Origin of the sequence: Clostridium culturomicium (assembly GCF_000821305.1) — a bacterium.
Lineage (GTDB): Bacteria > Bacillota > Clostridia > Clostridiales > Clostridiaceae > Clostridium_J > Clostridium_J culturomicium.
Genome location: NZ_CCXK01000015.1, coordinates 185,141 through 204,049, shown reverse-complemented (window position 1 = coordinate 204,049; position 18,909 = coordinate 185,141). Strand labels below are relative to the sequence as shown.

Genomic DNA, 18,909 nt, shown 5'->3' with positions numbered 1-18,909 from the left:
ATGAATATGAAAATACTAAAAAGATATTTAAGCATTATACTAATACTTGTTATAGGAGTTGGAGTGACAGCTTGTGGAAATGGTACACCAACTTCGGAGGTTGAAAAGGTGCTTGAAGGGTTAAGAGCAGGCAAGAGAGAGGAAGTAAAGGTATTAGTTACTGATGCAATAAATAAATCAATTTTGGGGAATTCAGAGGAACTTAGTAAAGAAGTTCCCAGCGGAATGACTGAGGAAACACAAGATTTATTGAATAAAGTTCTAGGTAAAATGTCGTATAAAATTAATTCAGAGAACATTGAAAATGAAAAAGCGACCATAAATGTTACATTAAAAGGTGGAAATATATCTAAAGCATTTAAGGGGTATTTAGGGGATCTGCTAACCTTAGCATATACTAGTGATGTGTTATCTACAATACCAAAAGATGAATACTTTTTATTGGGTAACAGTATTTTTTACGAGAAATTGAAAGCTATAGAGTATGAGGATAGAAGTGGGGATATTAACTTAACAAAGAATGGAGAAAAGTGGGTAGTTGAGAATGATGCAGCTTTCTTTGAACTTTTATTAGGAGTCACAGGAGATAATGTGGCTGGTAATGGAAATTAAAAACTGGAGGGGAAACTATGGGGATTGATATAATTTTTATTCTTAAGGCAATTATTATTGCAATTGTTGAAGGTTTTACGGAATTTATACCAGTATCATCTACGGGGCATATGATTCTAGTTGGAAGTGCTATAAACTTTCATGGTGAATTTGCAAAGATGTTTGAGGTCGTAATTCAACTAGGAGCTATTTTAGCAGTTGTAGTTCTTTATTGGAAAAAGATTAAGGACAGTGTTATTGAATTTTTTAAGTATATTATTACTGGTGGGAAAAAGGGGCTTACGGGGTTTAGATTTGGAATTAATGTTATTATAGGGTCTATTCCAGCAGGCATTATTGGAATGTTGTTTTATGACAATATTAAGTCTTTATTTGAGCCAAGTGCTGTAATAGTTGGATTTATTGTAGGGGGGATTTTACTATTAATCATTGAGTATATGTTTAGTAAGGTTAATCATCCAACCGTAGATATCGATAAGATTACACCAATGCAGGCTTTAAAGGTGGGAGTATTTCAGGTATTATCTATGTGGCCTGGAATGTCGAGGAGTGCATCTACTATAATGGGAGGATGGGTTGCTGGATTATCAACACCTATAGCAGCAGAGTTTTCATTTTTTCTTGCAATTCCAGCAATGATAGTTTCTTCAGGTAAAGATTTATTTGAATTTAATTATTCAATTATGAATTTAAGCTTGTGGATAGCTCTAATACTCGGTTTTATCGTTGCTTTTATTGTAGCGTTAATTGTAATGGAAAAGTTTATAGCGTTTTTAAAGAAAAAACCAATGAGAGTTTTTGCGATTTACAGATTAATCGCAGGAATGATTTTAGCTGTATTGGTGCTTAAAGGCATGATAATTTTATAACATCTAAAATGGTATTAAAATAAATACAAGACAACAGAAGAATCGAATTTTGTACTTTTTATGGTTTAATTAGATTTATATGTAAAAAAATACGTATAAACTAAATATGGCGAAAAGCACGAATAAAAAGCAAAATCATCTTAAAAAACAGTAAATTTAAAAAAATTGTGAAAACAGTTGCATTTTTTTCGATACCCGTTATAATTATATTAAACGATAAATTATTAACAAGGGGTTGTTTTTTAATGAATAAGAAAAAAATTGCTTTATTATTAGCAGGAATCATGACTATTGCATCTTTAACTTTAGTAGGATGTGGAAAAGATGATTCAGCAGACAAAGGAAATGGACAAACTCAAGAGCAAGGACAAAAAGAAGGTCCAAAAACTTACACTTACAAAAAAGCAGATAAAAAAGGCATAACTATAGTTGAATTAACATACGAAAACGGTGAAGTTTCAGATTTATTCATCGACTATGATTACATGCACGCTGGAAACTCTAAGAGAGATTTATGCGAAAAAGGCGAGTATGTTATGAAAGAAGGAGAAGAATTTAACTGGGCACAACAAGTGGACAAGTTAACAGCTTTCATAAAAGAAAATAACTATGATTTAACTAAAGTAGGATCTACTGCTGAGAAGCAAACTACAGATGCTGTATCTGGAGTATCTATAAAAGTTAATGGTTATGTTGAAACTATAAAAGAAGCTATGGACGCAGTTGAAGCTGGAAAATTAGTAGCTAACGAAGATTTAAAAACTTACAAATACGAGCAAGAAGGCGAAAAAGGAACTACTATAGTTGAAATCACTTATGATGGAGAAAAACCAGTAGATCTATTTATCGATTACTTACAAGATGGAAAATCTAAGAGAGAATTATGCGCTAAAGGTGAGTACGTTATGAAAGAAGGAGAAGAGTTTACTTGGGCTCAACAAGCTGACTTATTAACTGCTTTCATCATCGAAAATAATTTTGATTTATCAAAAGTTGGATCTTCAGAAGAAACTCAAACTACTGATGCTGTAACAGGAGTATCTATAAAAGTTAATGGATATGTTACTGCAGTTCAAGAAGCTATGGATAAAGTAGCTGACGGAAGCTTAAAATAGTATAGAATGAATTATAAAGGCTATTTCAAAGTTTACTTTGAAATAGCCTTCTTTTTATGTTGTTAAAAATAAGATTAAGTATTTTGAATTATTTAACTGTTATCAATAACAAATTAATGATAATATGTACATAAATTAATATTACGAAAGATGAACAGGGGGATAAAATGATTAAATTAGACCTAAATATTATTAATGCAGATGCAGAAAGATGCCTAATGTGTAAAGTGCCTAGATGTAAGAAGAATTGCCCTATAAATACTGATATACCAAAGGTTATAGAACTTTATAAAGAAAATAAAATTAGTGAGGCAGGAGAGCTGTTGTTTAAAAATAACCCTTTATCTGTAGTATGCTCAATAGTTTGTCCACACGAGAATCAGTGTAGTGGAAATTGTATAAGAGGTATTAAGGGAGAACCGATTAAGTTTGGTGATATAGAGCATTATATCTCAATGGAATACTTGAAAAATATGGATTCGAAGGATATAAAAAAGAATGGTATTAAAATTGCTATAATTGGTTCAGGGCCAGCAGGAATAGCAATAGCGTTTATATTAGCAGAGAGAGGCTATGATATAACTATCTTTGAAAGTAAGCATAAACTTGGTGGAGTAATGAGATACGGAATTCCTGAATATAGGCTTCCAAATAGTATTTTAGATTTAATTGAAGATAAGCTAATAGACTTAGGTGTGAAAATAAAATATAATACATTAGTTGGACCGGTAGTTACTTTAGATCGATTATTAGAAGATGGATACAAGTCAGTATTTATAGGAACTGGAGTATGGAACCCAAAAACTTTAAATATAAAAGGTGAAATGAGTGGACATGTAAACTACGCTATTAATTATTTAATGTCTCCAGAATCTTTTAGATTGGGTAAGAAGGTCATTGTTATTGGTGCAGGTAATGTAGCAATGGATGCAGCAAGAGTTGCAAAGCGAAGTGGCTGTGAGGTTACAGTCGTGTATAGAAAAGGCTTTGAGGAAATGACTGCAACGAAACTTGAAATTAGAGAAGCACAAGAGGATGAAGTAGAATTTACATTATTTAAATCACCAGTTGAGATATTAGACAATGGAGTTAAGTTTATTTCGGTTGAAAAAAGTATAGGTGAAGATGGCAGGGCCGTATTTAAAATAGTTGAAGGCTCAGAAGAGATTATTGAATGTGATTCAGTAATAATAGCTGTAAGCCAAAGTCCCAAAAATAATATTGTAGCCAATACAGACAATTTAGCTACAAGCAGAGGTGGGTTATTAGCTGTTGATGAGTATGGACATACTACTAAAAAAGGAGTGTTTGCTTCAGGTGATGTTGTAACAGGAGCTAAAACTGTTGTAGAGGCAGCCGCAAATGCAAAGAAAGTTGCAGATGCCATGGATGAATATTGTAAAGAGTAAATGAATATACATTTTATGTAATATGAAAAGGTATTTCATACAAATGGTAGAATTATATAAATAACATCAAATAGGAATGACCGTATACTAAGGTAACTCCTTCTTCTTTTTCTTTGAGGGAGTATGTCTGGGTAACTAAATTACAGATTTGGTTACTTACTTAAGTATGCGGTTTATTTGTATATATGGGGGGAGATATTTTGAAGGGAATAACTATTGAAAAGGCTGGACAGACAGATATTAATAAAGTTTTAAAAATCCTAAATGATGTAACTGATGATTTAATATCACAAGAAATATATCAATGGGAATATCCATGGGAAGAAAAGGTGCTTAGAAAAGATATACAGGCTGGAAAAGTATTTTTAGTTTTAGTTGAAGGTCACCCAGTTGGAACCTTTTCTTTAGAAGAATTAACTAATGAAGAGAATGAATTTTATAGACAAGTAGAAGGGAAATATCTTTTTAGAATTGCTGTTTTACCAAGAATTCAGGGGTTGGGGTATGGACATCAAGTTCTTGAGGAGATTAAAGCTCAATGTAGTGCAAATAAATATACTTTATATTTGGACTGTTGGGCTGGTAATGAAAAACTTAAGAAGTTTTATGTAAAAGCTGGATTAAAATATATTGGAGATTATCCAGAAAAAGATTATTTCATTAGTATCTTTGAAATATCATAGAAAATATTATTCTGTAGTAAGAGATATAAAGTAAATAAAATTATGGGAGATACTAAATTATTAAACAAACGTATGGAAAGCTTTTTACTCCGTCAGAGTTAATCTTAGAAGTTACAGGAGAAGAGTTAAATCCTAAATATTTCTCAGAATATTTAAATGAAAAATATAGTGAAATTTATGAATTAGATAAATAATAGAAAATGCCTCCTTGGGATAAAGTCAGAGATATTCTGCTGAATTAAAAGGAGGATTTTGTTTTATAGTAAATAAAAAAATGCGATGTAAAAATAAATTTTAAAATAGGTTGAAAAAACTAATTAAGAAGAATATAATTTAATTAAGTCATTACTTAATTAAATTTATTATTAAGGAGTATATATGATAGAGAATGTTAAAGTTTTTAAAGCAATGGGTGATGAAACTAGATTAAAAATATTAATTTTACTTTCTAAAAAAAACATATGTGCAAAAGGAATTGCACGTCACTTAGATATATCAGAGGCTGCAGTATCACAACACGTAAAAATTTTAAAGGAAGCTGGATTGATTATAGGATATAAAAGAGGGTATCATGTTATTTATGATTTAAATAAACAGATACTTTTGGAAGCGCAGAGTTTTATAAAACTTTTAATTGAAGATGATGTATATTCAATTAATGATAAATTCAATTTAAATGTAAAGGACTTAAATAATCTGCAATGCAAAGCTGAATGTAAGGCAGTAAAAAATTGTTGTAAGAGATTTAAGGAGGAATTGTAATGAGAGTTTGTTTTCCAGTATATTGTGACGAAGGGTTAAATAGTGTTCCTTATGGACATTTTGGGACTGCACCAATGTTTATAATATGTGACTCAGAAAATGGTCAGGTTAAAGTTGTGGGTAATGGAGATTTAGGACATCAACATGGAATGTGCCAGCCACTTAAAGCATTATCAGGAGAAGTGGTTGATGCTGTTGTAGTTGGAGGAATAGGCCAAGGTGCAATTGTTAAATTGAATGATATGGGAATTAAGGTGTTTAAAGCAGCTAATGGAGATGTTAAAGAAAATTTAGCAAAATTTAATGCAGGTGAGCTTGAGGCTTTTTCTATGAATCATACTTGTAGCCATGATGGCTGTGATCATCATTAATATTATAATGAAAATAAGGTAGCAGAGTATTTCTGCTACCTTATTTTTTATTACTAAATTACATTAAGTTAAGTTGTTTTAGTGTAAATATCCAAAGGAATACTGAAAGAACACTAAAGGCAGAAGTAAATACAACTATCTGAGCTGCAAGGTCGCTGTCCCCATCCATTTTCTGAGCCATGGTAAAGGAGGATACTGCAGTTGGTGATGCAAAGATTAATAAAAGCCCTAATAAATCTATGCTTCTAAAACCTGCCCATACACTTATAGGAATTACTATACCTGGAACTACAACTAACCTTCCAATTACAGTTATAATTATTGGTTTTAGATATTTTTTAACATCTTTAAAGGCAAATGAGCCACCAAGAAGAATAAGAGATAACGGTGTTGCAATTTTGGCTATATCATTAACGGAGTTTTCAATAGCGGTAGGAAACTTAATTCCAAAGTATAAGAAGAAAATTCCTATGACAGAAGCTATTATAAGTGGATTTGTAATAACTCCTTTAATGAGCTGTTTAAAGTTTAATTTTCCACCTCTAAACATTTCAAGACAAACTACGGCTAAAACGTTAAAGGTTGGAATTATAATTCCAACTAAAATGGCAATAATCCCAACTGTACTTTCATCATACATTGAGGAGGCAACGGTTAATCCAAAGATAACAAAGTTACTTCTAAACATACCCTGAATCATTACACCACGTTTACGATTATCTTTTTCAATTAGTGGTACTAAGAATGTTACAACAAGGAAGATACCTATAACTGCAAGAAATGCAAATGAAAGAAGTTTAACATTTAGTGCACCATCAAGATTTGTTTTATATATGTTATTAAATAATAGAATAGGTAAAAAAGCTTTAAAAACTAAATTGTTCATAGAATCTAATAGTTTCTTATCGAACATTCCAATTAGTTTTAAAAAATATCCTAGAGCCATTGTTAGAAACAGAGGCAATACAACGTTTAAAGATAATATTAAATTTTCCATAATGCCAACTTTCTCAAGCTAAGTGAATTTTCTTGTATGGATAGCTTGTACTATATTATTCTACATAATTATTATAATTTTCTCAACATATTGTTGATATGTGAGGAGTTTTAAAGAGCTACTGTGGATAAATTAAAAAGAAAGGATATATTCCTTTCTTTGTTTTATATACTTATTAAACCTTTTAATTCTAATACTGCGAGTTCCTTAAGTTTGGCTTCAACCATTAAATCTACTTTAATATCTTCAGTTAGTTCACAAAAAGAAAAAAGATCTGCAGGAGATATGTAATCAGCATGACGTTTATCTTTATAATCATTAATACCGGTACTTATATGGCATTTAGGAATTATACCAGTTTGCTTCCAGCTATCATTAATGGAATTCATCAATGGCTTTATATTATAAATTCCGCCGTTATTGCAGTTGTGATGATGTATATCTAGTAAAACAGGAACTCCACAGGTCTTAGATATTGCGATAACATCACTTAGGGTATAAGATACATCATCATTTTCTAAACGTAGATATTTTTTTATATTTACATCTAAGTTGTTATATGTAGCTATAAATCTTTTCATTGCTTTAGTTTTATCTCCATAGACTCCGCCAGTATGAATTATTAAATCAGTTCCGCACATATTCTCTAAGAGTTTTCCATGATATTCAAGATTAAGAATAGATTTTTCAACAACAGCATCTTTAAAGCTATTTAAAACGGTGAAGTGGTCTGGGTGCATAGAAAGTCTGATGTCATTTTCTAAAACAATTTTTTTGATTTCTGTAAGCACTTTAAGGATATCAGTGTCTTCATACCACCTAAATTTAAAGTCGCGAAGTATATCACTATGAGTAGAAAATGGAATAAGCTTTGAGGAAGCTCGATACATTTGAATATTTTTATCTATATTCCAAAGAAGAATTTCCTTTGTTAGATTTAAATTATGAAGAATTATTTCTTTTAAAAATGGGATGCCGTGTTTATAGATAGATGCTAGTCTGCAGTCCTTAAAGTTATCTTTTATAGAAGTGTTTATACAAGCATATCCAATTCGATTAATCATATACACTCTCCTCTAATATAATTCATAAAATGATTTTACATAATAAAAATAGGATATACTAAAGTGAAAATTAAATTCATAAAATAATAGTTAATAATAAGTGAGTAAAAAGCTGGCTTATTTTTTTTATAAAATATCAGGTTGAAATTAATTGTGAAATTTTCATAAAACAAAACATAATTAGAATTAATATTAAATTCAAGGAGTATATATAGTATGTAATGTTATGATGGAAGCTTTGATTTGTAGTTTATATAAAAGCCATTAGACGAAAGAAGATGTCATGAATAGAACATCTTCCTTTTAATATTATAATATTCAGTATAACAATGTAATATTAAGAATTTTTGAAGTTATTTTCATGTATAAGGTGAGAAATAGCTATTTGAACATATATATAAGGATATAGGGATTTACTATTTAATTTAAAGGAGTATAATTAAAGGTTGGGAAGGTGATAAATTATGGAACTTTTAATATTTATATTAAATGACTCAGACACATTAGAAAAAATTATGGTTGAATTTGCCAATATGGGGATAAAGGGATCGACAATTATAGATTCTGTTGGTATGGCAAATGTATTAAGCGGTTGTGAAGAATTTAGCTTGTTTTCTTCATTAAGTATGTTGATGAATAATGGAAGAACATCAAACTATACTGTTCTTACAGTATTAAAAAAGGAAAGAGTTAGTAAGGCTTTAGAGATAATTAATGATGTTACTGGTGGGTTGGACAAGGCTGGAACAGGTATTGCATTTACAGTTCCACTAGGACAAGTTATTGGAGGGAGTTTTAACTAAAAAGAAAGGACTTAGATAAAATGAATTGGTTATATATTTTAGGAATAGTTATTTTGGCAGGTATGTTTTGTGGAGTTTTAGTAGGATATTTAAAGCTTCCCAAGGTAACGGGATATTTACTTGCAGGAATAGTTATAGGACCATTTGTATTAAGGTTTGTACCTAAAGAAGCTGTAGAGGGGTTAGAGCTTATCTCACAAGCAGCTCTTGGATTTATTGCATATAGTATTGGAAGTTCATTGAACTTTAAAAACTTAAAGAAGATTGGTTCGGGAATAATTATTATTGCTTTGTTTGAAGCATTAATGGCTGTAGTAGTTGTAACATTGGTAATGGTATTTGTATTTGGACAGCCATTAGCATTTAGTTTAGCTATTGGTGCAATAGCATCAGCAACAGCTCCTGCAGCAACATTAATGGTGTTAAAACAATATAATGCCAAAGGACCATTAGTTAATACACTTATACCAGTGGTTGCAATAGATGATGCAATTGCAGTAATTGCATTTGGAATTTGTTTAGCAGCGGCACAAGTATTAATTCAAGGTTCAGAAGCATTAACAATAATGTCTATCGCAAAACCTTTTATTGAAATAGGAGGATCTATTCTTTTAGGGGGAGTATTAGGTTGTGCGTTAACCTTAGCTAATAAAAAATCTACTAGTAAAGATCAAACTATGAGCTTAGCAATAGGAGTTATATTATTGGCAGTTGGAATTTCAGAAAGTATTGAGTTGTCTAGTATATTAACATGTATGGCAATAGGAAGTGTAATAAGTAACGTAACTAATGGTAAAAGTAGATTATTAACTGTATTAGATAGTTTTACAAATCCTATATTTATAGCATTTTTTACAATATCAGGTTTAGCCTTAGATCTTTCTGTGCTAAAATCAGTTGGATTGATAGGTTTAGGATATGTGTTTGCTAGAGTGATTGGTAAGGTTCTTGGTGCATATTTAGGATGCAGGTTAACCAAGGCAGAACCAGTTGTTCAAAAATACTTAGGTTTTACATTAGTTCCACAAGCTGGAGTAGCTATAGGTTTATCCTTATTAGTTGGAGAGGCATTACCAGCATATGGTCCAGAAATAAGAACAATAATTTTGTCTGCAACAGTAATTTATGAATTAGTTGGACCTTTATGCACTAAATTTGCAATATTTAAATCTGGAGAAGCGCAGGTAGATCAATAGCAAAGTAGATTTTATAAGATAATATTATAATTTAGGTATCAAAAAAGAGTTAGATGATTATGTCTAACTCTTTTTTAGTGAGAATTCGCTTATTTATGGTGGGAACGAAATTCCTCTGGTATATTTATTTCTATTTTACTTAAAATATTTTTTAAAGTTGATAATTCATCTTCTGACAGACTGCCAATTAGTTTATTTTCCCAAAGAATTGAAATTGCAAATATCTCATCACGTTTAGCTATAGCTTCATCTGTAAGATAGATATGATATTTTCTTTTATCGTGTTCATTAAGAACTGTTTTAACATACCCTGCACTTTCAAGTTTTTTTATGGCCCTTGTGGTAGTAGCCTTATCAAATGCAACTAGTTCTGTTAGTTCATCATGGCTAATTCCATCTTTAAGATATAGCTGAAGCAGAAACTGGTATTGCCCAAAGCCAATATCGTATTTCTCATATTCTTTTGAGAGAAATCTGGAACCAATTCTATAAAAGTGACTTATATAACTTCCAACAGACTTAGTTTCATATTGTTTCATCATAACACTACCTTTTCTAAGTTTATACTTACTAGTATACTAAATTATTAAGTATCTAGGCAATTATTAAGCAGAAATTTCTTCTGCGTAGCATTCTTCTTCTTCATTCATTTCAGCATCTAATTTTTTTAAGCTTATCATCTCTTTGAAAATTATAAAACCAGATACCATTACTGCAAGGGTGTCTGCGATAGGACCTGCAAGCCATACACCAATAAGACCAAACATTCTAGGTAGGAATAAGAAGGCTGGAATTAAGAAGATAACTTGTCTTGATAAACTTATTATCATTGCTTTCTTTGGTTTTCCTACTGCTTGATAGAAGGTCGAAGCTGTCATTTGAATACCAATTAAAGGCATTGAAAGCAAAAATAGCTTCATTCCAGCTACTGTTTTGTCTGTAAGCTGTGGGTCTTTGTTGAACATTGATACTGCAAACTCTGGGAAGGCTTGAACAATTACAGAGCTTATAGTTAATATTACGGTACAAGCTATTAAGCTATATACATAAGTTTGTCTCACACGTGCATAGTTTTTTGCACCGTAGTTATATCCGATAATAGGCTGTGAGCCTTGATTTAATCCATAGATAGGCATCACAAAAATTGAACATACTGATGTTATGATTGCCATAGCACCAATTGCTAAGTCTCCACCATGAGTCATTAAGGCATTGTTTGCTATTACTGAAACAACACTTGATGCCATTTGCATTAAGAAAGGTGAAAGGCCAATCATTAAGATGCCCTTAACTACTGGTAAACTAAGTTTCATTGTTGAAGTCTTAAGTTTGATAGAGGATTTTTTACTTTTAGTGAAGTAGTATAATACCCAGCAGCCAGCTATAAATTGAGATATAACTGTAGCATAGGCAGCACCTTGAATACCTAAGTTAAGTCCAAATATAAATATTGGATCTAAAACTATGTTTATTCCGGCACCAATCATCATAGTATACATACTGATTTTAGGATTCCCATCTGAACGAACAGAATTGTTTAATCCAAAGGCAAATAAATTGCAGATTGTACCCCAGAATAAAGGTCTTATATATGCAAGAGCATATGGAAGCGTGTTTTCGCTAGCACCAAATAAAGTTAGGATTTGCTCTGCAAAAATATTCCCGAAAACAGCAATAATGGCACTGATGATTAAGATTAAAGTTAATCCGTTACCTAAATAACCTTCTGCTTCATCCTTTCTTCTCTTTCCAAAGGCTATGGAAATGCTTGCACATGTACCAATACCAACTAACATCCCGAAGGCCGTAATAATTTGAGTTACTGGCATTGTGATACCAACTCCTGTTATAGCAAGACCTCCTACATTGGGAATATTTCCGATATACATTCTGTCTATAACGTTATAAAGCATATTTACAACCATTCCTACAATGGCAGGAATAGAAAATTTAATTAAGAGCTTAGTAATACTTTCCGTTCCAAGATTATCTTGTGTATTTTCTAAAGACATATAATTCATCCTCTCTTGTTATATTGTTGCGATTGCAACGAAATATAGCTTATCATAAAAACGTTGCATATGCAACAAACTTATATAAAAAAATGAAGAAATAACTTTAATTATCTCTTCATCATTATCAATATTTAAGTTAAGAGGCTACGAATCTCATCAATTCGATTAATTGCCATATTATATCCATGTTCATAAGCATGGGTAATTTTATTTAGGTCCTTTTCAAAACTATCAATACCATCTACAGAAGTAGGTCGAAGAATTATTGCTTTACCTTCAGCTTCGAGCTGTTCACAAAATTTGACTGTTTCATTGTATTGAAGATGTCTAGTAAGAAAAGTATCTTTAAGTTTTGGATATTTTTTATTTAATATTTTTGCAGCTGCAACATTACCTTTACTTAAGGTTTTTACATAACCTTTAGGTCTGGTTAAAATTATTAGGTGTTTTTTGTTACCGTCATTAATTGCTTTTTGTATAGGGATAGGGTCACATAAACCACCATCGAAGTAATCCGTATTATTTATTTTTATTGGAGGAAAGAATAATGGAATTGCACAGGTTGCACGAATCATTGTACATTTTTCATCTAATTCTTTACCATCCATATATTCTGATTTTCCAGTCTCGGCATTAGTAACACCAACCAGGATTTTTCCATCATATTTATTGAAGGTTTCAAAATCAAAAGGATCTAATTTATTTGGAACTTCATCAAAAGCAAAATCTAAACCGAAGATACTTCTACATTTTAAGAAGTTTACTGCTCCAATATATCGCTTATCATGTCTATAATTTTTAAGAATTCTATAGCTTCGTTCCTTTTGCTTTGAAATATAAGAAAATCCATTGGTAATTCCAGCAGAAACACCAATGCAATATGGAAACATAATATCATTATCTAAAAGAGCATCCATTACACCAGCACTAAACACAGGTCTAAAGGTGCCTCCTTCAAGGATTATACTGCTCATTATCTCATCTCCTTAAGTGAGTAGCCCAATCTATGAATTGGCAATTGAAACTTCAACTTAAATTATACCCACATATTTTTGAAAATTCAAACTAGCATACAAAAAAGACATGGTTTACATGATAAAATAAGAGTATTGAGTCAAAGATTTAGAAGAAAACAATAGTGGAGGTAACACTTTAAATGATTAATATAAGTATTTCAGATGAATTAAAGGAAAAATGTCCAAGGATAGCTCTTGGATGTATGGAGGTAGAAGTAAGGGTTAGAGCTTCAGATGAAGAGCTGTGGAGAAAGATAAATTTAAAGTGCATAGAAATACAAGGTGCGTTAAATCCGGAGGATATTCTAAAGGTTCCTAACATTGAGAGCTCAAGAAGAGCATATAAAATTATAGGAAAAGACCCTAGCAGATATAGGCTTTCTTCAGAGTCGCTTTTAAAGAGAGTTGTTAAAGGCTTGGGGCTATATAAGGTGAATAATGTAGTAGATATAAATAATTTAGTTTCATTAAGCAGTGGTTACTCAGTAGGAACCTATGATTTATGTAAAATTAAAGGTGAGATAACCTTTGTTATAGGGAAGACTGGTGAAAGCTATGAAGGGATAGGTAGAGGCCCAATCAACCTTGAAAAACTTCCTGTATTTCAAGATGATTTTGGAAAATTTGGGAGTAGCACTTCAGACTCTGAAAGAGCCATGATTACTGAAGGAACCAGACATATATTAATGAATATAATTTCCTTTGATGGAGATGAGGAATTAGAAGAATATATGAGTTATGCCATTGAATTATTAAAGGAATATGCAAATGGAAAGGTTATTGATAAGAAAATAGTAAAATAAAATTTGGAGTTAAAGAATGAAATTAGATAGATTAGTAGCGATTATAATGATTTTAAATAATAGAGAAAGAGTTACAGCTAGAGAACTTTCAGAGAAATTTCAAGTTTCTATAAAGACTATTCAAAGGGATATGGAAATCATAGAAAGGGCTGGAGTTCCAATTGTGTCTTTCAAAGGCAATGGTGGAGGATATGGGATAATTGAAGAGTTTAAAGTAAATAATTCATCAATGACCAAGGAAGAAGCAGCTTTGGTGAATAAGCTTTTGAAGGGAATAAACAATTCATATGAAAATACTAAAACTATAGCTTTAATTAATAAACTTGAAGGCCTCAAGAAAAATGAAAATGGTAGAGAAGATAGACTGATAATAGATTTTTCTAAATGGGGAAGGGGCGAAGGTCTAAATAAAATTATAAATATAATAGATAAAGCAATTTTAAATAGAAATCCTATAAAGTTTCAATATGTTAATGGTAATGGGGAAAGCACTGAAAGGATAATAGAGCCTTATAAAATAATCTTTAAATCCTTAAGCTGGTATGTTTACGGCTTTTGCACTTTAAAAAATGAAATGAGAATTTTTAAGGTAATAAGAATAAAAAATATAAAGGTTTGTGATGAACAGTTTGAATTAAAAGAAATTATTGGTGAAGATGTTTTTAAAGAAAAAGATTATGAAAGAACAGAAATTGAGTTGAGATTTAAAGATAACTTTAAGGGAATAATTTTGGAGAGCTTTGAGGAGTATGAAGAACTTAAAGAGGAAAAGGGATATACTACAGCTGTAATAAAAATACCTTATAGTAATTGGGTAGAAGGTATGATTTTAAGTTTTGGAGACAACGTAGAAGTCATTAAACCAACATTTTTAAGAGACAATATAAAAGAAAAATTAGAAAAAATGATTAACCTGTATAAGTAATACTTTACAGGTTAATTTTGCTAGTATATAATAATGCATAGATATACTATGTATAGTAATCCGAGGTAAGAGGTGAAAAGATGAAAATTAACAAAGAACTTTTAAAGGGAAGTACCACAATACTAATTTTAAGTATCCTTAATCGTAAGGATATGTATGGTTACGAAATGATAAAAGAGATAGAAGATAGGTCACAGGGAGTTTTTTCATTTAAGGAGGGAACTCTTTATCCGATACTTCATGGACTTGAGCATGAGAACTTTATCGAATCATATTGGGATTTAGGTGAAGGGAAACGCAAGAGAAAGTATTATAGAATAACGGAATCAGGCAAAAGAATTCTTGAAGAAAAAGAAAAGGAATGGAAGCTATTTAGTAATACTGTCAATGAAGTGTTGGGGGGAAGTTTTTTATGTCTTCAATAATAAATAGGAAAGTTAATAGCTACGTGGAGGAGATTTGTGGCCTTATTAAAAATAAGAGAGTTCATGAGGATGTTAAGGATGAAATAATAAGTCATATAGAAGAGATAATGAAGGATTACATAGATGTTGGATTGTCAGAGGATGAAGCTGTAGATAAGGCTATAAAGCAAATGGGATCTGCGGAGGTAGTTGGTAAGGATTTAAATAAAATTCATAAGGCTGCACCAGATTGGCTTTTAATTGGAATGACAGGTACATTTATTTTAATTGGATTTCTACTTTTAAACTTTATGCAGAAGAACAATATGGTTTCGAATAATTATATTAATATGATTTCAAATATGGCCATATATGGAGCAGGTGGAGTTTTAATTTCACTTATACTTTTAAGAGTAGATTACAGAGCTCTAAAAGAGTATTCAAAGATAATATATATTATGGCCATAGTATTATTTATAGCTGGCTTTTTTATGTCTGGTGCTATTAATGGACAAATAGGATGGATTAGAATGGGGAATATTACCGTTAACGCATTTACCATGGCACCATTTTTCTTAATAATAGCTTTAGCAGGGCTATTTGATGGTTGGAATTGGGAAGATAAAAAATTTTTATTCCTAGGATTTCTGTTAGTATTCGCACCATGCATTTTCTTTATTTTAAGACCAGACATAGTGAATTTTGTTATATATGTAATTGCAGCATTAACGATAATGCTTACTTCTGGTTTAAAGCTAAGGTATGTATTAATTACCATAGGAATAGGAACAGGGGTCTTTTGGGCGTTTTTAGCCTCTAATGCATACAGAATAGAGCGATTTACAATGTTTCTGCACCCAGATCAGGATGCTAATGGAGCTGGATGGATTTATAATCAGTTGGCAATGCTAAGGAGCAATGCGGGTTTGTTTGGACAGGGAAAAAACTTTAATTATTTAATGTTGCCTGAAGCACATACAGATTTTATTTTTACCTTTTTAATAAGCTGTTTTGGCTGGGCGGCAGGGATAATTTTGATAGCTCTTATTTTAGCATTTATAGTAAGAATTTTTTACGTTGGAACCACTGTAAAGGATGGGTATGGGAAGCTTTTAGTTAATGGTTTTTGCGCTTTATTTGCAGTACAGTTTTTAATCAGTGTTGGAATGAATCTTAACCTAATGCCTACCCTTGCAGTAAGTATGCCATTTTTAAGTTATGGTGGTAGCAGTCTTGTGATTAACATACTTTCAGTAACCATAATTTCAAATGTATTTAAGTGGAGGAATACACCCTATAAAGCTGTGGGATAAAAAGAAAAGGAGAAATTAACAACATGGGGGATTTTGCAGTTCCATATATAATAATGATTTTACCATTTATATTGATATGGACTTTTTACAGACTAATGGTAAGAAAAAAACATAAGGTAGGTATATTTAGAGAAGCTGTAATAAATCTATTTTTCATATATTTCTTAGCAGTAATTTATTTTACGTTTTTTAAGTATGGGATGCTAGGGATATCTTTTAATAAGTCTAGATATTTAAATCTAGTTCCTTTAATTGAAACAATAAAGATGTTTACAGGTAACTTTATGGGATTAGGCAACTCTTTATATAATGTAGTTGGAAATATACTTTTATTTGTACCTTTGGGTTTCTTTATTCCACTTCTGTTTAAGAAGGGCGAGAACTTAAGGAAAGTTTTGATGTATGGTTTTATTGGTTCGTTATCAGTTGAAGTAATTCAATATTTTACTGCTATTAATATAACAGACATAGATGATATAATTTTTAATACTTTAGGAGCTGGATTAGGGTTTGTATGTTATAAGATTTTTAAGAGGCTCAAAACTAATAAGATTATAGATAAGGTTCAAGATAAAGAGACTAATAAAGTAATTTTATTAGCAATAAAGCCTTTAGGGATTATGCTTTTAGTATCTATTATAATTACTTATGGCATGGCATATAAAAGTACGTACTCTCCAAAGCTATCTGATGAAGAAATGGCAGTTGCTGCTTTTTCAAAATATAGTGATGGTAAGTTTGTAGGCTTTGAAAATTTTGATAAATATAAGCTTTCATTAAGGGATGAAGGAGATTACTTAGAATTAGGGGTTCTTAGGGAAGTATTTAATGGAAGATATTCGTTGGCTTGGAATAGTCAAATGCATTTTGAGGGGAAAGCCGTTGGATATAAAATTGAGTTAATTCAAAATCATGAAGGTAATGAAGCCTTTGTAGTAGTATTGGGGAAGAATGATAATGCAGAAGAAATTGATATAAGTTTTAATGGAGAAAGTTATTCAGAAAAAATAAAACCTAATGAATTCTTTCTTGTGGTATATCCGGAGTACAAGAAGTTAAAGGAAGATACAGACGTATTTAATATATTTCAGCAACAGGAGTCTAAGGATTTAAAGGTTGAGTTTTTAAATTCTAATGGTGAAGTTAATAATGAAATAAAATATTTAAGATAACTTAAATAAATAGGACACTATGATGTCCTATTTGTTTTTTTATAATAGAGATAAGAGGAAACTCATTCTTATATTCATTTGAATGAGTAAGTTCATGTTAGCCAAATCATAGATTTGGACATTCACTTAAAGGAGAATTGATTATGATTCAAGAAAAATTAGATTTAAAGAAAGTACAAAAGGAATTATTTAAGGTTAAAGAAAAAGAATATAAAAAGGTTTTATGCCCAAGGGCAAAGTATATTGCTATTGATGGAGCAGGTAATCCTAATAATAATCCAGAATACCAAAGTATAGTAGGCGCTCTTTATAAGATGGCTTACAGCATAAAGATGGAGTATAAGAAAAGAGGCTTAGATTTTGTAGTTATGCCTTTAGCTGGTCAGTGGTGGGCAGATGATATGAATGCATTTAAAGAAAAAACAAAGGATAAGTGGAAATGGACGATGATGATTCAAGTTCCCGATTATGTTGAGGAAAACGACATTGAATTTTTCAGAAGAAAGTTTCAGGATGAAGAGGTTGGACAATATCTTAATAGGCTATATTCTATAGATATGGATGAGAGATTAGTTTTTGCAACTCTTTATATAGGGGCCTATAGAGATGAAGCAGAGACTATAAAGAATCTTCATGATACAATAATTAATAATGGGTATAGACTTTATGAAAATCACATGGAGATTTATATAAGTGACCCAAGAAGAGTGGAAGAAAGCAGATTAAAGACCATAATTCTTCAGCCTGCAATTGAAGTAGAGAAATAAATAATTGAATGGGGTTATTTGGCATCTTGTAGAGTGTTAAGTTGGAAAGTAGGTGAGTTGATAGTGACAGAGTATGAAAATCGAGAAGAATTAATTGCATCAATTACAAAGTATGCAAAACTATTTATTGATGAGTTTGAAAGTGTGATTAAATATATAAAGATGAATTAATTAATGGAGTGGATAGGACTCCTGCTCAAATGATTGCTTATCAGTTAGGGTGGATGAAGTTTATCTTAAACTGGGAAAAGCAAGAACTTAAAGGTATTAGCGTTATAACTCCATGTTCAGAATATAAATGGAATAATCTTGGTGGATTATATCAACGTTTTTATAAAGAATATGAAGAATATACATTAAAAGAGTTGTGTAGTGAATTTATAAAGATAGAACAGGAAGTAATTGAATTAGTAAAAAGTTATTCAGAAGAAGAATTATTTCAACAAGGATGCAGAAAATGGGCAGCTTCAACTCCTTCCAATTGGCCTATATGGAAATGGATTCATATAAACACTGTAGCTCCATTTAAGTCATTCAGGGGGAAAATACGTAAATGGAAGAAGGGGTTATAAGGTAAATTAATTTAATTCATATGAGTTTGAATTTGATTTAT

General features: G+C 31.0%; 20 protein-coding genes and 1 pseudogene. 16 read left to right on the top strand and 5 right to left on the bottom strand.

Annotation, left to right across the window (positions count from 1 at the left end; translation table 11 throughout):
* Positions 1-6: 6 nt before the first annotated feature.
* The 7 genes from BN1075_RS07905 (at position 7) to BN1075_RS07875 (ending at position 5,821) form a co-directional block, all read left to right on the top strand.
* A complete protein-coding gene (locus BN1075_RS07905) occupies positions 7-612 on the top strand; it encodes a hypothetical protein (RefSeq protein WP_040192587.1) in 606 nt (201 codons plus the stop codon).
* 17 nt (positions 613-629) lie between these two features.
* Positions 630-1,481, top strand: coding sequence for an undecaprenyl-diphosphate phosphatase (locus BN1075_RS07900; RefSeq protein ID WP_040192586.1), 852 nt, complete (start codon positions 630-632; stop codon positions 1,479-1,481).
* Positions 1,482-1,726: 245 nt separating this feature from the next.
* A complete protein-coding gene (locus tag BN1075_RS07895; RefSeq protein ID WP_040192585.1) occupies positions 1,727-2,596 on the top strand; it encodes a hypothetical protein in 870 nt (289 codons plus the stop codon).
* 167 nt (positions 2,597-2,763) lie between these two features.
* Positions 2,764-4,005, top strand: a complete 1,242-nt coding sequence (locus tag BN1075_RS07890; RefSeq protein ID WP_040192584.1) for an NAD(P)-dependent oxidoreductase — start codon at positions 2,764-2,766, stop codon at positions 4,003-4,005.
* A 200-nt stretch (positions 4,006-4,205) separates the two neighbouring features.
* Positions 4,206-4,688, top strand: coding sequence for a GNAT family N-acetyltransferase (locus BN1075_RS07885; RefSeq protein WP_040192581.1), 483 nt, complete (start codon positions 4,206-4,208; stop codon positions 4,686-4,688).
* Between the two features lie 378 nt (positions 4,689-5,066).
* A complete protein-coding gene (locus BN1075_RS07880; protein WP_040192580.1) occupies positions 5,067-5,450 on the top strand; it encodes an ArsR/SmtB family transcription factor in 384 nt (127 codons plus the stop codon).
* Complete coding sequence (locus BN1075_RS07875; protein ID WP_040192579.1) at positions 5,450-5,821, top strand: NifB/NifX family molybdenum-iron cluster-binding protein; 372 nt, start codon at positions 5,450-5,452, stop codon at positions 5,819-5,821. The genes BN1075_RS07880 and BN1075_RS07875 overlap by 1 nt, the downstream gene beginning before the upstream one ends.
* Positions 5,822-5,879: 58 nt before the next feature.
* Here the strand turns inward: BN1075_RS07875 and BN1075_RS07870 are convergent, their stop codons facing one another.
* Positions 5,880-6,818, bottom strand: a complete 939-nt coding sequence (locus tag BN1075_RS07870; RefSeq protein WP_040192578.1) for an AEC family transporter — start codon at positions 6,816-6,818, stop codon at positions 5,880-5,882.
* Between the two features lie 164 nt (positions 6,819-6,982).
* The gene (uvsE, locus tag BN1075_RS07865; RefSeq protein WP_040192577.1) at positions 6,983-7,882 is read right to left on the bottom strand and encodes a UV DNA damage repair endonuclease UvsE; all 900 of its coding nucleotides are present in this window, start codon (positions 7,880-7,882) and stop codon (positions 6,983-6,985) included.
* A 464-nt stretch (positions 7,883-8,346) separates the two neighbouring features.
* On the opposite strand from uvsE, the gene BN1075_RS07860 reads away from it, so the two are divergent.
* Complete coding sequence (locus BN1075_RS07860; protein ID WP_040192576.1) at positions 8,347-8,685, top strand: hypothetical protein; 339 nt, start codon at positions 8,347-8,349, stop codon at positions 8,683-8,685.
* A gap of 20 nt (positions 8,686-8,705) precedes the next feature.
* Positions 8,706-9,881, top strand: coding sequence for a cation:proton antiporter (locus BN1075_RS07855; RefSeq protein WP_040192575.1), 1,176 nt, complete (start codon positions 8,706-8,708; stop codon positions 9,879-9,881).
* An 89-nt stretch (positions 9,882-9,970) separates the two neighbouring features.
* Here the strand turns inward: BN1075_RS07855 and BN1075_RS07850 are convergent, their stop codons facing one another.
* From BN1075_RS07850 to BN1075_RS07840, 3 genes are all read right to left on the bottom strand, one after another.
* Positions 9,971-10,423 carry a MarR family winged helix-turn-helix transcriptional regulator gene (locus BN1075_RS07850; RefSeq protein WP_235777768.1) on the bottom strand — a complete coding sequence of 151 codons (453 nt, stop codon included), beginning with the start codon at positions 10,421-10,423 and terminating at the stop codon, positions 9,971-9,973.
* Positions 10,424-10,486: 63 nt separating this feature from the next.
* Entirely contained in the window at positions 10,487-11,893 is a 1,407-nt protein-coding gene (locus tag BN1075_RS07845) for an MATE family efflux transporter (RefSeq protein ID WP_040192573.1), read from the bottom strand.
* 134 nt (positions 11,894-12,027) lie between these two features.
* Entirely contained in the window at positions 12,028-12,870 is an 843-nt protein-coding gene (locus BN1075_RS07840; protein WP_040192572.1) for a patatin-like phospholipase family protein, read from the bottom strand.
* Between the two features lie 182 nt (positions 12,871-13,052).
* On the opposite strand from BN1075_RS07840, the gene BN1075_RS07835 reads away from it, so the two are divergent.
* The 7 genes and pseudogenes from BN1075_RS07835 (at position 13,053) to BN1075_RS07805 (ending at position 18,868) form a co-directional block, all read left to right on the top strand.
* A complete protein-coding gene (locus BN1075_RS07835; protein WP_040192571.1) occupies positions 13,053-13,715 on the top strand; it encodes a B3/B4 domain-containing protein in 663 nt (220 codons plus the stop codon).
* A gap of 16 nt (positions 13,716-13,731) precedes the next feature.
* Positions 13,732-14,640, top strand: coding sequence for a helix-turn-helix transcriptional regulator (locus BN1075_RS07830; protein ID WP_040192569.1), 909 nt, complete (start codon positions 13,732-13,734; stop codon positions 14,638-14,640).
* A gap of 80 nt (positions 14,641-14,720) precedes the next feature.
* A complete protein-coding gene (locus BN1075_RS07825; RefSeq protein ID WP_040192568.1) occupies positions 14,721-15,065 on the top strand; it encodes a PadR family transcriptional regulator in 345 nt (114 codons plus the stop codon).
* Positions 15,053-16,357 (top strand): FtsW/RodA/SpoVE family cell cycle protein, encoded by a 1,305-nt coding sequence (locus tag BN1075_RS07820; RefSeq protein WP_040192567.1) that lies wholly within the window; start codon positions 15,053-15,055, stop codon positions 16,355-16,357. The genes BN1075_RS07825 and BN1075_RS07820 overlap by 13 nt, the downstream gene beginning before the upstream one ends.
* A 23-nt stretch (positions 16,358-16,380) precedes the next feature.
* Positions 16,381-17,529, top strand: coding sequence for a VanZ family protein (locus tag BN1075_RS20710; RefSeq protein WP_052406466.1), 1,149 nt, complete (start codon positions 16,381-16,383; stop codon positions 17,527-17,529).
* 143 nt (positions 17,530-17,672) lie between these two features.
* Positions 17,673-18,296, top strand: a complete 624-nt coding sequence (locus tag BN1075_RS07810; RefSeq protein ID WP_040192566.1) for a GyrI-like domain-containing protein — start codon at positions 17,673-17,675, stop codon at positions 18,294-18,296.
* A 63-nt stretch (positions 18,297-18,359) separates the two neighbouring features.
* Positions 18,360-18,868 (top strand): annotated as a pseudogene (locus tag BN1075_RS07805) (ClbS/DfsB family four-helix bundle protein).
* Positions 18,869-18,909: the final 41 nt, after the last annotated feature.

What these genes read in the sequence shown, in the direction of transcription:
- BN1075_RS07845 (WP_040192573.1), bottom strand. Translation starts at nt 11,893, where the DNA reads ATGTCTTTAGAAAATACACAAGATAATCTTGGAACGGAAAGTATTACT.
- BN1075_RS20710 (WP_052406466.1), top strand. Translation starts at nt 16,381, where the DNA reads ATGGGGGATTTTGCAGTTCCATATATAATAATGATTTTACCATTTATA.
- BN1075_RS07825 (WP_040192568.1), top strand. Translation starts at nt 14,721, where the DNA reads ATGAAAATTAACAAAGAACTTTTAAAGGGAAGTACCACAATACTAATT.
- BN1075_RS07895 (WP_040192585.1), top strand. Translation starts at nt 1,727, where the DNA reads ATGAATAAGAAAAAAATTGCTTTATTATTAGCAGGAATCATGACTATT.
- BN1075_RS07835 (WP_040192571.1), top strand. Translation starts at nt 13,053, where the DNA reads ATGATTAATATAAGTATTTCAGATGAATTAAAGGAAAAATGTCCAAGG.
- BN1075_RS07830 (WP_040192569.1), top strand. Translation starts at nt 13,732, where the DNA reads ATGAAATTAGATAGATTAGTAGCGATTATAATGATTTTAAATAATAGA.
- BN1075_RS07880 (WP_040192580.1), top strand. Translation starts at nt 5,067, where the DNA reads ATGATAGAGAATGTTAAAGTTTTTAAAGCAATGGGTGATGAAACTAGA.
- BN1075_RS07860 (WP_040192576.1), top strand. Translation starts at nt 8,347, where the DNA reads ATGGAACTTTTAATATTTATATTAAATGACTCAGACACATTAGAAAAA.
- BN1075_RS07890 (WP_040192584.1), top strand. Translation starts at nt 2,764, where the DNA reads ATGATTAAATTAGACCTAAATATTATTAATGCAGATGCAGAAAGATGC.
- BN1075_RS07855 (WP_040192575.1), top strand. Translation starts at nt 8,706, where the DNA reads ATGAATTGGTTATATATTTTAGGAATAGTTATTTTGGCAGGTATGTTT.
- BN1075_RS07840 (WP_040192572.1), bottom strand. Translation starts at nt 12,870, where the DNA reads ATGAGCAGTATAATCCTTGAAGGAGGCACCTTTAGACCTGTGTTTAGT.
- BN1075_RS07820 (WP_040192567.1), top strand. Translation starts at nt 15,053, where the DNA reads ATGTCTTCAATAATAAATAGGAAAGTTAATAGCTACGTGGAGGAGATT.
- BN1075_RS07875 (WP_040192579.1), top strand. Translation starts at nt 5,450, where the DNA reads ATGAGAGTTTGTTTTCCAGTATATTGTGACGAAGGGTTAAATAGTGTT.
- BN1075_RS07810 (WP_040192566.1), top strand. Translation starts at nt 17,673, where the DNA reads ATGATTCAAGAAAAATTAGATTTAAAGAAAGTACAAAAGGAATTATTT.
- BN1075_RS07900 (WP_040192586.1), top strand. Translation starts at nt 630, where the DNA reads ATGGGGATTGATATAATTTTTATTCTTAAGGCAATTATTATTGCAATT.
- uvsE (WP_040192577.1), bottom strand. Translation starts at nt 7,882, where the DNA reads ATGATTAATCGAATTGGATATGCTTGTATAAACACTTCTATAAAAGAT.
- BN1075_RS07850 (WP_235777768.1), bottom strand. Translation starts at nt 10,423, where the DNA reads ATGATGAAACAATATGAAACTAAGTCTGTTGGAAGTTATATAAGTCAC.
- BN1075_RS07905 (WP_040192587.1), top strand. Translation starts at nt 7, where the DNA reads ATGAAAATACTAAAAAGATATTTAAGCATTATACTAATACTTGTTATA.
- BN1075_RS07870 (WP_040192578.1), bottom strand. Translation starts at nt 6,818, where the DNA reads ATGGAAAATTTAATATTATCTTTAAACGTTGTATTGCCTCTGTTTCTA.